At 64.8% G+C, this 14,361-nt stretch carries 6 protein-coding genes; all 6 read right to left on the reverse strand.

Annotation, left to right across the window (positions count from 1 at the left end; translation table 11 throughout):
- Nucleotides 1-15: 15 nt before the first annotated feature.
- The 6 genes from DPV79_RS32025 to DPV79_RS32050 all read right to left on the reverse strand — a co-directional run bounded on the left by DPV79_RS32025 (nucleotide 16) and on the right by DPV79_RS32050 (nucleotide 14,230).
- Entirely contained in the window at nucleotides 16-1,170 is a 1,155-nt protein-coding gene (locus DPV79_RS32025) for a DUF2827 domain-containing protein (RefSeq protein WP_048025464.1), read from the reverse strand.
- A gap of 14 nt (nucleotides 1,171-1,184) precedes the next feature.
- Nucleotides 1,185-2,330: a DUF2827 domain-containing protein gene (locus tag DPV79_RS32030; protein ID WP_021163032.1), complete on the reverse strand. Its 1,146-nt coding sequence runs from the start codon at nucleotides 2,328-2,330 to the stop codon at nucleotides 1,185-1,187.
- A gap of 403 nt (nucleotides 2,331-2,733) precedes the next feature.
- A complete protein-coding gene (locus DPV79_RS32035; RefSeq protein ID WP_021164373.1) occupies nucleotides 2,734-3,402 on the reverse strand; it encodes an OmpA family protein in 669 nt (222 codons plus the stop codon).
- A gap of 124 nt (nucleotides 3,403-3,526) precedes the next feature.
- On the reverse strand, nucleotides 3,527-11,767 hold the full coding sequence (locus tag DPV79_RS32040; protein WP_113047347.1) for an ESPR-type extended signal peptide-containing protein: 8,241 nt from the start codon (nucleotides 11,765-11,767) through the stop codon (nucleotides 3,527-3,529).
- 1,246 nt (nucleotides 11,768-13,013) lie between these two features.
- Nucleotides 13,014-13,916, reverse strand: coding sequence for a ferritin-like domain-containing protein (locus tag DPV79_RS32045; RefSeq protein WP_113047341.1), 903 nt, complete (start codon nucleotides 13,914-13,916; stop codon nucleotides 13,014-13,016).
- Between the two features lie 95 nt (nucleotides 13,917-14,011).
- Nucleotides 14,012-14,230 carry a hypothetical protein gene (locus tag DPV79_RS32050; protein WP_021157097.1) on the reverse strand — a complete coding sequence of 73 codons (219 nt, stop codon included), beginning with the start codon at nucleotides 14,228-14,230 and terminating at the stop codon, nucleotides 14,012-14,014.
- Nucleotides 14,231-14,361 lie beyond the last annotated feature (131 nt).

Here is a 14,361-nt window from a genome sequence, read left to right on the forward strand (position 1 = left end):
GAAGAGGGCGGCGCGTCACGCGTCGCGATAGAGGGTGGCGATCGCGTCCGTATAGGCGGCGACGTTCTCGGGGTTGTAGATGCTCACGGAGCTGAGCACGTGCTTCGACTGCTCGCGGTACGCTTCCAGGTTCGCGTCGTGCTCGGCGAACGCCTTCAGCAACGCGCGGCCGCCGGCCTGACAGTCGAAGTCCGGATAGAAATACCCGGCCTTGCCGAGGAACGGCGAGTTGTGGATCAGCGGGTAGTCGCCGTACAACAGTTCGTAGTACAGGTAGTTCTGCGCGTTTTCCCACGTGTGCGACACGACCGCGTCACCGAACGCGGCCATGAACTCGTACACCGCGTAGCGGCTCTCGAACGTCGTGATCCCGTGGTTCACGATGTCGAGGCTTTTCGCGAAATGGACGAACGTCGCATGTTCCTTCAGGTGCAGCGTGTTGCATACGCGCACGAACTCGAGGAAATCGGGCTTCGCGCGATACGCTTCCTCGGCCACCAGCATCGGGATGACGCTCGTCTTCACCATGCAGATGTTCGGCTCGAACATCGTCACGCGCCAGCGCGGCTTGCCGGGTTCATAGCCGAACGACAGCCCGGCACCGAGCGTCGCGCGCGCCTTGTCGAACAGCATCGGGTGCCAGATGTGCGGAACGATCGTGACGGGCGCGCGCAGGCCCGTCTGGTAATAGTGCAGGCACGAGCGCTCGAATTCGGGAATCGTCCACACGGCGTCGTACGGCGCGCCCGAGAACAGGAAACCCGACGGCTTGTTGAACATCGCGCGTTCGATGTCGATCACGTAGTCGTTGCCGACCCGCATCGTGACGACCTTGCCGCCGCGCTCGCGGAACGCGCGCAGGTAATCCGCGCCGAACTGCGCGCTCATTTCGATCAGCACGTCGCAGCGCTGCAGTGCTTCGTCCATCGACAGGAGCGGCACGTCCCATTCGCCGAGCATCATCTGCGGATCGGCGACCTGTTCGCCGCCGTTCACCATCACGGCTTCCGCGACGAGCGGCGACTGGCGCAGCAGCAGGATCAGCAGCAGGCAGTTCTGGAAGATGCCGTTTTCCCACAGCGACTGGCCGGCGCCGCGCACGAACAGCGACACGCCGACGACGAGACGCTTGCCCTCGCCGGGCGCTTGACGGGCATTGGAGTCCGACATGCGTATTCTCCGGTTCAGGCGACCAGACGCGAGACGAACGCGTCGAGGTTCGCGGGGTTGTCGATCGAGACCGACTGCAGCAGCCGGCCGGCCTTCGCGCGGTAGTCGTCGAGGCGTTCGTCGTGATGCAGCCACGCGTCGAGCAGCGCGCGGCCGCCCGCGGCGGAATCGAAGTCCGGGTAGTAATAACCGGCGTCGCCGATCAGCGTCGAGTTGTGGACCAGCGGATAACCGCCGTACAGCACGTCGTAATACAGATAGTTCTGCCCGTTTTCCCAATGGTGCGACACGACCGCATCCGCGTGACGCGCCATGAAGCCCGGCAGGTCGAGGCGCGGCTCGAAGGTCGCCTTGTGCTGGCGCACGAGATCGAGGCTGTTCGCGAAGTGCACGAAGGTCGGATGCTCCTTCATGTGCAGCGAGTTCACGACGAACATGTGCTGAACCGCGTCCGGACGCGCACGGTAGAACGCGTCGCACGCGAGCATCGGATAGTGGCAGGACTTGGCGACCGAGATGTTCGGCTCGAGCATCGCGAGGTACCACGGGCGGCGGCCGGGCCGATAGCCGAACGTCGCGCCTTCCGCGGCGAGCGCGGCGATGCGCCGATCGAGGAAGTACGGCGACCAGATGTGCGGCATCAGGTGGACGGGCGCGCGCAGGATGGTCCGCAGCATCGGCGCCGCGGTCTTGTCGTATTGCGGCAGCAACCAGACCTCGTCGAACGGCGCGCCGTTGAAGACGTGTCCCGACGGTTTCCCGAAGATCGGGGTTTCGCACAGGCCGGCATACACGTGCCCGCAGAAGAACGCGGCGATTTTCTTGCCGAGCGCCTTCATGTGCCGGAGCCACTCCACCGGCAGCTGCGCGCCCATTTCGATCACGACGTCGAGTTCGTGCGTGACGTCGGAGGGTTTCACGAGCGGGATGTCGAGGCCGTCGAGTTCGAGGCCGGCCGGCAGCGCGTTGGCGTCGCCGCCGTTCAGGAAGTAGACCGGGCCGACGCGATCCGAGCGCTTGAGCATCATCGCGAGGAACGCGATGTTCTGGTGGATGCCGTTTTCCCAGATCGCCTGGCCGTCGCGCGCAAACAGCGAGATGCCGACCGCCGGCCGTTGCTTGCGGGTGCCGCCCGAGGCGGCTTCATTGATGTCCGTCACCGGTTGGTTTCCTCTGCGGCGTCGTGCGTCCGGGCATCGCGTCGAGCGTCTGGCCTGGAAGCGGCGCGCCGTGGATTGTCATGGTTGCATTTGCGCCGGTGCGCCGCGGCGGGCGAATCGGGCGACCTGGTTCGCGAGGGCGGCAGCCGGTTTCCGGCGTGTCATCGGGCACGCCTGGCACGGCGCGTGATTCGGACAGGTTGCCCCGGCGACTGTCTGCGGCGATTGTGGCACGGAAACCGCCGTTTTTGGCGGGACGTGACGAACTTTGACATAGCCGCCGGTCCATGCGAACCGGGCGCCGGCGAAGCGGCGCCCGGGGCGTCCGGCGGGGGGGCGGGTGCGGGCCGGCGCGGCACTGACGGCCGGCCGGATCGGGGCGCCGCGCGCGGCGGCGGCCCGCTCAGTGCTGCAGGCGGATTTCGACGCGGCGGTTGCTGGCGCGGCCTTCCGGCGTCGCGTTGGACGCGACCGGGTCGGCCTTGCCGCGGCCCGAGACCGTCAGCGAATCGGTTTTCAAGCCGTGTGCCTTCAGGTATGCCGCGACGGATTCGGCGCGGCGCTTCGACAGCGCGAGATTGTAGTCGTCGCTGCCCACCGAATCCGTAAAGCCGGTGACGCTCACCTGCGAGTACGTGTGGTCGGCGCGCTCGCTCAGCAAACGGTCGAGCGATTCGCGCGCGGTCGGGGCGAGCGTCGCGTGGTCGGTGGCGAACAGCGCGTCGCCCGACAGGTTGACCTGTTCGACGACGGCAGCCGCTGGCGCCGGCGTGGCGGCCGGGGCCGCTTCGGCCGGTGCCGCGCCGCACTGGAAGATCAGCGTGGCCGGATCGGATTTGTCGCGCAGCGCGCGGGCCGAGTCGACAGCGCGCACGGGCTCTTCGCCGCAGATCTTGCGGGCGGCCTTCATGCAGGTCTCCGGGCCCGACAGCAGGCCGTGGCAGTCCACCTGGAAGGTGCGCACGCCGTCGCGCGGCTGCAGTTCGGAGGCGCTGAAGGTCGGGCCGGATGCGGTCGAGCACGCGGCGAGGGCCGTTGCGGAAAGCGCGAGCGCAAGAGCGAGTTTGTTCACGGTTACATCCTCAAAACTTGGGTTGACTGAAGCCCGCCACGGGTTGCGCGGCGGGCTCGTCCGGCCGTCGGGGCCGCCGCAGGCCGTCCGGCTGGCGAGCCGGGCGGCCTGGCGGCGCGACGCGTTACTTCCACTGGTACAGCATGCCGGCGCCGATCACCTTCTGACCGCCGCTGAAGCCGCCGTTGATCGACGCCTTCAGGTTCTCCGTGATGCGCGCCTGCATGTTGACCGCCATCGCCTTCTGGCCGAGGAAGGTCGACGTACCCACGCCCATCCCGAAGTTGGCATCGCGATCGAGCTGCGGGATCGATGCCATCGCGCCGACGGCCGCGATACCCTGCTTCGCCATCTGGTCGGTCTGCTGCAGTTGCGAACCCAGCGAGTTGATCTGCGCCTGCTGGCCCGACAGTGCCGTCGACAGCGTCGTCTGCACCTGCGTCAGCTGGTTCACGTTCACCGCGTCGGTGCCTTGCGTACCCGGCGCGACGTTCGTGATCTGGCGCTGCTGCTGGTCGTTGCCGACCGACACCACGTTCGAGCGACCGCCGTCGTTCGAATTCGCGCCGATCGCCACCGAGTTGGAACCCGCGGTGACGGTCGGCACGTCGGTGCCCTTGCCGTTCATGTCGGCCGCGACGCCGTTGTTGTTGGCGGTGCGCGTCGTGTTGTTGTTGATCGTCGTCGACAGCTGGTTCAACGTGTTGTTGATGTTGTTCACGCCGGTCGACAGCGAGGCCACGTTGCTGTTCGTCGTGCTCAGGCCGGTGGACAGCGAACCGATGCCCGTCGAGGTCGACGTCGACAGCGAGTTGACGTTGCTGTTCGTCGTGCTCAGGCCGGTCGACAGCGAGTTGATCGCGGTCGAGGTCGACGTGGACAGCGAGGCCACGTTGCTGTTCGTCGTGCTCAGGCCCGTCGACAGCGAGTTGATGCCGGTCGACAGCGATGCGACGTTCGATGCGGTGGACGTCGACAGCGCGTTGACCGCGTTGTTCGTCGCGTTGAGCTGGCTGCCGTTGATCGCGTCCGTGCTGCTGGCCGAGATCCGGCCCGCGGCGACGTTCGTGATCTGGCGTTCCGCACCCGGTGCGCCGACGCTCACCACGCCGACCGGCGAGCTGCCCGCGAAGAAGTACGTGACGCCGCCGATCGTGGCGCTGGAGGTACCGACGGCCGGGGCCGTGACCGAATTCGCGCCGAGTGCGATCGAGTTGGCGACGTTCGCGGTGGCGTTCGAACCCAGGGCGAGCGCGTCGGCGGCGCTGGCCGTGGCGCTCGAGCCGTAGGCCTGTGCACCGACGGCGCTGGCCGTCGACTGGTTGCCCAGCGCGATCGTGTTGTCCGCGGTGGCCTGGTTCGAGCTGCCGAGGGCGAGTGCGCTGGCACCGGTTGCGGTGTTCGCGTTGCCGAGCGCCACTGCGCCGTTGCCGGTCGCCGTGTCGTTCGCGCCCAGTGCGACCGCGCCGGTACCCGTCGCGATGCTCGGGTCGCCGATCGCGACTGCGCCGTCGCCGGTGGCCGTGTTGCCGGAGCCGATCGACACGGCCTTGCCGCCCGTGGCCGATGCGTTCTGGCCGATCGCGACCGCGCCTGCCGACTGCGCGTTCGAACCGTCGCCGACTGCCACGCTGCTCGCGCCTGCCGCGCTGGCGTTCACGCCGGCGGCGAGTGCGTTGGTGCCGGTGGCGCCCGTGTTGTCGTAGTTGGCCTGCTGCGTGCCGTTGTCGTTGACGCTGTAGTAGTGCGTCTTCGCGGCGTTGATCGCGGTCGAGGTCGAAGTCGACAGCGAGGCCACGTTGCTGTTCGTGCTGCTCAGGCCGGTGGACAGCGAGCCGATGCCGGTCGAAGTCGACGTGGACAGCGACAGGATCGTGCTGTCCGTGCTGCTCAGGCCGGTGGACAACGAGCTGATGCCGGTCGAGGTCGACGTGGACAGTGACGTGATCGAGCTGGTGGCCGAGGAGAGGCCGGTCGACGTGGAGGTCGACAGCGAGCTGATCGAGCTGTTCGCCGACGAGAGGCCGGTCGAGGTCGAGGTCGACAGCGAGGTGATCGAGCTGTTGGCCGACGAGAGGCCGGTCGAGGTCGACGTCGACAGCGAGGTGATCGAGCTGTTGGCCGAGGACAGACCGGTCGAGGTCGAGGTCGACAGCGAGGTGATCGAGCTGTTGGCCGACGAGAGGCCGGTCGAGGTCGAGGTCGACAGCGAGGTGATCGAGCTGTTGGCCGAGGACAGACCGGTCGAGGTCGAGGTCGACAACGAATCGATCGAGCTGTTAGCCGACGACAGGCCGGTCGACGTCGAGGTCGACAGCGAGGTGATCGAGCTGTTCGCCGAGGACAGACCGGTCGAGGTCGAGGTCGACAACGAATCGATCGAGCTGTTAGCCGACGACAGGCCGGTCGAGGTCGAGGTCGAGAGCGACGTGATCGAGCTGTTAGCCGACGACAAACCGGTCGACGTCGAAGTCGACAGCGAGGTGACCGAGCTGTTGGCCGACGAGAGGCCGGTCGACAGCGAGCCGATCGAGCTGGTGGCCGACGACAAGCCAGTCGAGGTCGAAGTCGACAGGGACGTGATCGAGCTGTTGGCCGACGACAGACCGGTCGAGGTCGAGGTCGACAGCGAGGTGATCGAGCTGTTGGCCGACGAGAGACCGGTCGAGGTCGAGGTCGACAACGAATCGATCGAGCTGTTGGCCGACGAGAGGCCGGTCGACGTCGAGGTCGACAGCGACGTGATCGAGCTGTTGGCCGACGACAGGCCCGTCGAGGTTGAAGTCGACAGCGAATCGATCGAGCTGTTAGCCGAGGACAGACCAGTCGAGGTTGAAGTCGACAGCGAAGTGATCGAGCTGTTGGCCGACGAGAGACCCGTCGAGGTCGAGGTCGACAGCGAAGTAATCGAGCTGTTGGCCGACGAGAGACCCGTCGACGTCGAAGTCGACAGCGAATCGATCGAGCTGTTAGCCGAGGACAGACCCGTTGAGGTTGAAGTCGACAGCGAAGTGATCGAGCTGTTAGCCGACGAGAGGCCGGTCGAGGTCGAAGTCGACAGCGAAGTAATCGAGCTGTTGGCCGACGAGAGACCCGTCGACGTCGAGGTCGACAGCGAATCGATCGAGCTGTTAGCCGACGACAGACCGGTCGACGTCGAAGTCGACAGCGAGGTAATCGAGCTATTCGCCGACGACAGACCCGTCGAGGTCGAAGTCGACAGGGACGTGATCGAGCTGTTAGCCGAGGACAGGCCGGTCGAGGTCGACGTCGACAGCGAATCGATCGAGCTGTTAGCCGACGACAGACCCGTCGAGGTCGAGGTCGACAGCGAAGTGATCGAGCTGTTGGCCGACGAGAGGCCTGTCGAGGTCGAGGTCGACAGCGAGGTGATCGAGCTGTTCGCCGAGGACAGACCGGTCGAGGTCGAAGTCGAGAGCGAAGTGATCGAGCTGTTGGCCGACGAGAGGCCGGTCGAGGTCGACGTCGACAGCGAGTCGATCGAGCTGTTCGCCGAGGACAGGCCCGTCGAGGTCGAAGTCGAGAGCGAAGTGATCGAGCTGTTAGCCGACGAGAGGCCCGTCGAGGTCGACGTCGACAGCGAATCGATCGAGCTGTTCGCCGAGGACAGGCCCGTCGAGGTCGAGGTCGAGAGCGAAGTGATCGAGCTGTTGGCCGACGAGAGACCCGTCGAGGTCGAAGTCGACAACGAGTCGATCGAGCTATTCGCGGACGACAAGCCCGTCGAGGTCGAGGTCGACAGGGACGTGATCGAGCTGTTGGCCGAGGACAGACCCGTCGAGGTCGAAGTCGACAGGGACGTGATCGAGCTGTTGGCCGAGGACAGGCCCGTCGAGGTCGACGTCGACAGCGAATCGATCGAGCTGTTAGCCGACGACAGACCCGTCGAGGTCGAGGTCGACAGCGACGTGATCGAACTATTGGCCGACGAGAGGCCGGTCGACGTGGAGGTCGACAGCGAATCGATCGAGCTATTGGCCGACGACAGACCGGTCGACGTGGAGGTCGACAGCGAGGTGATCGAGCTGTTAGCCGACGACAGACCGGTCGACGTCGAGGTCGACAACGAATCGATCGAGCTGTTGGCCGACGAGAGGCCGGTCGAGGTCGAGGTCGACAGCGAGGTGATCGAGCTGTTGGCCGAGGACAGACCCGTCGAGGTCGACGTGGACAACGACGTGATCGAGCTGTTGGCCGACGAGAGGCCGGTCGAGGTCGAGGTCGACAGGGAGGTGATCGAGCTGTTCGCCGAGGACAGACCGGTCGACGTCGAGGTCGACAACGAATCGATCGAGCTGTTGGCCGACGACAGACCCGTCGAGGTCGAGGTCGACAGGGAGGTGATCGAGCTATTGGCCGACGAGAGGCCGGTCGAGGTCGAAGTCGACAGCGAGGTGATCGAGCTGTTGGCCGACGAGAGGCCCGTCGAGGTCGAAGTCGACAACGAATCGATCGAGCTATTGGCCGACGAGAGGCCGGTCGACGTGGAAGTCGACAGCGACGTGATCGAGCTATTGGCCGACGACAGGCCGGTCGAGGTCGAAGTCGACAGCGACGAAATGGCACTGGTCGCGGTACCGACCTGTTGGGCGACGGAATAAAGCTGGCTACCGTTGATCGCGTCGGTACTGGTCGACGTTACCTGGCCGGCGGCGACATTGGTGATTTGCCGCTCGTTGTTGGCGCTGCCGACGCTAACGGTGCCAACCGGCGTGGTGCCTGCGAATCCGCCGAACGTGACGCCGCCGACGGTTGCGCTGCTCGTGCCGACGGGCGCGGCGTCGGCCTTCGAGCCGGCGCCCAGCGCGACGGAATTGTTCGTGCTGGCGATGGCGCCGCTGCCGATGGCGACGGCGTCGGTGCCCGTCGCGGTGCTGTCGGCGCCGGTCGAGTTCGCGTGGAAGTACTTGATGCCCTGGCTGTTGATGCTGTCGATTGCCGAGCCGACGCTGTTGGCGGTCGACGTCGTGCCGTTCGAGTTGTACGTGGTGTACGACGGGGCCGAGACCTTGCCGGTTGTCGGGTCATACGTCGAGCCACCGCCAAGTGCCGAGGCCGTGCTGCTACCGAGGTTGTCTGTCTTCGTCGAGACCGTGCTCAAGCCGGTGGACAGCGAACCGATCGAGCTGGTGGCAGACGACAGGCCGGTCGACGTGGAGGTCGACAGCGAGATGACCGAGCTATTGGTCGACGAGAGGCCGGTCGACAGCGAGCCGATCGAGCTGTTGGCCGACGAGAGGCCAGTCGAGGTCGAAGTCGACAGGGACGTGATCGAGCTGTTAGCCGACGACAGGCCGGTCGACGTGGAGGACGACAGCGAAGTGACCGAGCTGTTCGTCGACGAGAGGCCGGTCGACAGCGAGCCGATCGAGCTGTTGGCCGACGAGAGGCCAGTCGAGGTCGAAGTCGACAGGGACGTGATCGAGCTGTTAGCCGACGACAGGCCGGTCGACGTGGAGGACGACAGCGAAGTGACCGAGCTGTTCGTCGACGAGAGGCCGGTCGACAGCGAGCCGATCGAGCTGTTGGCCGACGAGAGGCCAGTCGAGGTCGAAGTCGACAGGGACGTGATCGAGCTGTTAGCCGACGACAGGCCGGTCGACGTGGAGGACGACAACGACGTGACCGAGCTGTTCGTCGACGAGAGGCCGGTCGAGAGCGAACCGATCGAGCTGGTGGCCGACGAGAGGCCAGTCGAGGTCGACGTCGACAGGGACGTGATCGAGCTATTAGCCGACGACAGGCCAGTCGACGTGGAGGACGACAACGACGTGACCGAGCTGTTGGTCGACGAGAGGCCGGTCGAGAGCGAGCCGATCGAGCTGGTGGCCGACGACAGGCCGGTCGACGTGGAGGACGACAGCGAAGTGACTGAGCTATTCGTCGACGAGAGGCCGGTCGAGAGCGAGCCGATCGAGCTGGTGGCCGACGACAAGCCGGTCGAGGTCGAAGTCGACAGCGACGTGATCGAGCTATTAGCCGACGACAGGCCAGTCGACGTGGAGGACGACAGCGACGTGACTGAGCTGTTCGTCGACGAGAGACCGGTCGAGAGCGAGCCGATCGAGCTGGTGGCCGACGACAAGCCAGTCGAGGTCGAAGTCGACAGCGAGGTGATCGAGCTATTAGCCGACGACAGGCCAGTCGACGTGGAGGACGACAGCGACGTGACCGAGCTGTTCGTCGACGAGAGGCCGGTCGAGAGCGAGCCGATCGAGCTGGTGGCCGACGACAGACCGGTCGAGGTCGAAGTCGACAGGGACGTGATCGAGCTATTAGCCGACGACAGGCCGGTCGACGTGGAAGACGACAGCGAAGTGACCGAGCTGTTGGCCGACGAGAGACCGGTCGACAGCGAGCCGATCGAGCTATTAGCCGACGACAGGCCGGTCGACGTGGAGGACGACAGCGAAGTGACCGAGCTGTTGGCCGACGAGAGACCGGTCGACAGCGAGCCGATCGAGCTGGTGGCCGACGACAGACCCGTCGACGTGGAGGACGACAGCGAGGTGACCGAGCTGTTGGCCGACGAGAGACCGGTCGACAGCGAGCCGATCGAGCTGGTGGCTGACGACAGACCCGTCGACGTCGAGGACGACAGCGAAGTGATCGAACTTTTCGTCGACGAGAGGCCGGTCGACAGCGAACCGATCGAGCTGTTGGCCGACGACAGACCCGTCGACGTGGAGGTCGACAGCGACGTGATCGAGCTATTCGCCGACGACAAGCCGGTCGAAGCCGACGTCGACAGGCTCGTGATGCTCGACGTCGTCGTGCTCGCGACCGAGTAGAGCTGGCTACCGTTGATCGCATCGGTGCTGGTCGACGTGACGAGACCCGCCGCGACGTTCTGGATGCGACGCTCGTTGCCCGCCGTACCAACGCTGACGACGCCGTTGGCAGCGCTTGCGCCCGCAAAGTTACCGAACGTCTGTCCACCGATCGTGGCGGAGTTGACCGAACCGGTGCCGCCCGTCACCGTGTCCGCCGCACCAATCGTCGCCGAGTTGTTGCCAAGGGCGACGGAGTTTGCAACGTTGGCCGTCGACAGGTAGCCGAGCGCCATCGCGTTGCCGGCGGAAGCGGTCGATTGATAGCCCATCGCGACCGCATTACCGTTGCCGCTGGCCGTCGCAAACGAGCCGATCGAAATGTTGCCGGCTTGAGAAGCATTGGATTGCTGGCCGATTGCAACGCTCTGGAGCGCACTCGCAGTGGCCACGCCCAGCGCAACGCTGCCGCCGCCGGCAGCGCTGGCGTTGACGCCGATCGCGGTTGCATAGTTCGCCGTCGCGGAACTCCCGTTCCCGAAAGCGGAGGCAGGCGCCGAAGCCCCGCCCGCATACGACGAGGCACCGATTGCGCTCGAACCCGCATAGGTCGCCTTGGCGCCGCTGCCGATACCGACCGAACCCGTCCCCGTCACGCTGTTGCCACTGCCCAGCGCAACCGCACCGGTGCCGTTCGCCGAGTTGCCGTTGCCGAGCGCGACGGCGCCCGTACCGCTTGCCGAATTGCTGGTGCCGAGCGCGACTGCGCCGTCGCCGCTGGCCGTTTGCGCGCGGCCGATTGCCACCGCGCCGCCGTTCGCGCTACCACTGTTGGCCGTCGTACCCGACGAACCGATCGCGACGTTCTGGCCGGTTGCGCCGGAAATGGTGCCATCGCCCTGTGCAATGCCGTATGCGCCGTTGGTCGTCGCACCGCGGCCGATCGCGATGCCGGACGTTGCGCTGGAGGTGACCGACGATTGGCCGCCGATCGAAATCGAATCCTGTGCGGCCGCCTGTGCGCCTGCGGTGGCGTTGCTGCCGATTGCGGTCGAGCCGACGCCGGATGCCTGCGTCTGGATGCCGTTGACCGCGCTGGTGCTGCCCAGGGCGGTTGCGTAGTTGGCGGTTGCTTTCGTGCCGCTGCCGACGGCGGTCGCGAAATTACCGGTTGCCGACGTACCTTGACCGAACGCAGATGCCGCAGTCGCGGTGGCCGAGGAGCCGGTACCGAATGCCGTTGCATTCGATGCGGTGGCGACCGTATTGGTCGGCGAGTTCGCGCCAATGGCGACCGCGCCGGCGGCGGAGGCGGTCGGGCTCTGGCCGGGAACGGTTAATCCGCTGGAGCCGGCGCCGATGGCAATCGAGGTTGCATTGGTCGCGTTCCCGCCCCCGGCGCTGTACTGCGCATGCGCAACGTTGCCGACGCCTGCCCCCGCGACGAGCACGGCGGCTGCGACGGCCTTCACGACAGCCGACTTGTTCGGCTTGCCCCGTGCCGAATCGTGTTCAGACGCAGCGACCCAGGCGCCGAGGGCTTCGTTCCAGATCGAGCGGTATGTGCGGTTCATGTCCTGCTACCTCCAAATGTGCACGCCACACACCGGTCTCTTTTGTTAGAGGAATGCTCCGTGCGCTCGCGCGAATCTCAAAATTGATGGGCGGAGTTTATTGGAGGAGGATTTTTTAGATTGCTAAAAAGTGATAAATATCGTGTTTGAAAAGTTAAAGGATGGTTAATGGTCGGTGTTTTGATGCATCAATGAGGAATGAATTTGTAAGATGTAAGAATGAAAAATGTAGGATCGTAGTCTCTCGATGGGCATTACATATTTTCCATATAAATCAACAAGTTATTGGTGTTTTGTGCGGTGGATTACAGATGTGATTGGGGCGGAAGAAAGGAAATTGAAATAGCAAACGTTTGCGAGAGAAGCCTTCCTTTCTTGTTTGTAATGTGAATGGGTACGTTGCGGGATAATGAGATATCCATCTCGTTAATTTGTTAATTCGTGATTTGCTTGTCGATTTCTGATTGATTTATTGGATTGTCTGTAAATCAATTTAATTCAAAATGAAGAATGCCTGGCTGTGCTGATATGCGCATTTCGTTCGCTGCGATGGCCCGTGTGACGGGCGTTCCGGGCGGGATGGCTCGTCGAATTTGTAAAAAAGTGCTACAGGGCGATGGGCAGGCAGGTCGTCATTCGTATTTCGAATTTGTCCTATTGACTATTTCGTTGATGTTGACATTCGTGTGGGGTTTGGCGACGAGGCGAACTCGTTCGGGAGGCATTACCCGCTCCCGTTTTGCACGTGCTGGCGGCCGGGTGTTAAAGCCGCTGGCCGACGCCCGCTGAATTGTTAAATCCTGGATGTGACAATTTGTCCGCCCGCCCCGAAGCGCCGAAGAAAAAAGGGCGTGAGTGATGTGTCGGGTGCGCCACATCTGGCAGGTGGATGCAGGCCGGTGAGGTTTCACACCGCATGCGATGTGGTGATGCGGCGATGTGGCGACGTCGAGCGGGCGGTGGGCCGGGTAGCCCGACCGATGCCGCTCGGCATGCAAAGCGTGACGAACGCGCATCGAGGTGTGAACGGGACGCGGGGCGTGGAGTACGGAGCAGAACGGCTGCGTCGACCACGACGTATCGTTGCGCATTGCGCTGCTGCGCGCCCGGATGCGGACGATGCGATTGCCACCTGTCGGCTCCGGCCGGCATTCAGCCGGCCCGGATGTGATGATGGCCGAGGCCCGGTTGCCGGGATGCTCGACCGGGCAACCGGGCAACCGGGCCCTTGCCCGGAGCGGATGCCTTACTTCTTGAGAAACCGCAGCGCGAGCCGTGCCATACGCGGCACGAACAACGGACGCAGCAGGCGCTTGTCGTAACCGGCCATCCGCCGATCGTTCTCGGCGAGACACAGTTCGATCAGCTCGCGCGGGTTCAGCGCTTCGCCGATGTCGGCGGTGTTCGTCGCCGGGAAGTTCGCGTCGCGCGCGACGCCGTCGGCGTCGATCCCGCGCGCGATGCCGATGCGCTCGCGGATCAAATGCACCCACACGGCCGCGACCCGCGCGAAGAACCAGGGCCGGCGCCACCACGGCAAGCTGCGCCAGTACCACGCGTACCAGTTCACGAAGAACAGGATGTGGCGGCCTTCTTCCTGGATCACGGGCTCGAAGGTGTCGACGAGTTCGGGCGGGAAAAAACCGGAGCGCTGCGCGGAGCGGAACAGGCCGAACGCGAAGAAGCTGTCGATGCATTCGCTGAAGCCCGTGACCATCCACGACCACTCGGGATCCTTCGGCGCCGGGTAGGGTGGCTCGGGGGCGAGCCGGATGCCGTATGCCTCGACGAGCTTCGACAGCACGACCTTGTGGCGCGCTTCCTCGCTGCCGTCCATCTCGAGCGCGCGGCGCAGCAGCGGATTGCCGACCGTCGCCGCATAGGTTGCGACGCGGATCGATGCACGACCTTCGGTTTGCACCGCGATGTCCCAGATCGGCAGCGACGTGAGCCGCTTGAGCTCGGCGGGCTTGAGCGCCGGCCAGTCGATGACCGCCGGCTTGTACGGGTTGTGTGTGTCGAGCAGCATGCGGCAGAACATCTGCATGTGCGCATCGGAACCGATCCGGACCGGACCTTGCCTCTCGAAGGTCCAGTTGCGCATTGCGTGATCTGCGGCTGCGTGCTGTTCCTGCAGCGTGTCACTCATGGCTATTGTTGTGCGATTACGGATCGAAAGATTCTTGCATAGCTTCCGTAATCGCGTATTTTCGAGCGGCCATGTGCACGCCGGCCAGGCGTGCGTCACGCGTGCGTGTCGACCCAGAGGCGGCCCCAGCGGGACGCGTAGGCAAGCGCGTGTTCTTCCTCGAAGAAGAAATCGATCGCGTCGAACGACACGGAGCGCGGCGACGGGCCGCTGCTTGCCTTCGCGATCGTCAGGTTGGCGGCGAACAGCCCGTTCGGCAACCGGGCGGCAGCGGGGGCGACTTCGTAGCCCTTGTAGCGGATCGTACGGTTCATGGCGTGCGCGGAGAAAGTTCGGATGTTCAGCGTACGAAAACCCGCCGGCCGCGTGAACCAATCTTTCGGCCAATGCAAATCACGCGGCGGGCCGAATCGTTATCGGCGGTGGGGCACGGGGAAAGGGCAAC

The sequence above is a fragment of the Burkholderia reimsis genome (assembly GCF_003294055.1).
GTDB lineage: Bacteria > Pseudomonadota > Gammaproteobacteria > Burkholderiales > Burkholderiaceae > Burkholderia > Burkholderia cepacia.

Excerpts from the sequence above, each read along its gene's own strand:
- DPV79_RS32025 (WP_048025464.1), bottom strand. The coding sequence starts at position 1,170 with ATGTCGGACTCCAATGCCCGTCAAGCGCCCGGCGAGGGCAAGCGTCTC.
- DPV79_RS32040 (WP_113047347.1), bottom strand. The coding sequence starts at position 11,767 with ATGAACCGCACATACCGCTCGATCTGGAACGAAGCCCTCGGCGCCTGG.
- DPV79_RS32045 (WP_113047341.1), bottom strand. The coding sequence starts at position 13,916 with ATGAGTGACACGCTGCAGGAACAGCACGCAGCCGCAGATCACGCAATG.
- DPV79_RS32050 (WP_021157097.1), bottom strand. The coding sequence starts at position 14,230 with ATGAACCGTACGATCCGCTACAAGGGCTACGAAGTCGCCCCCGCTGCC.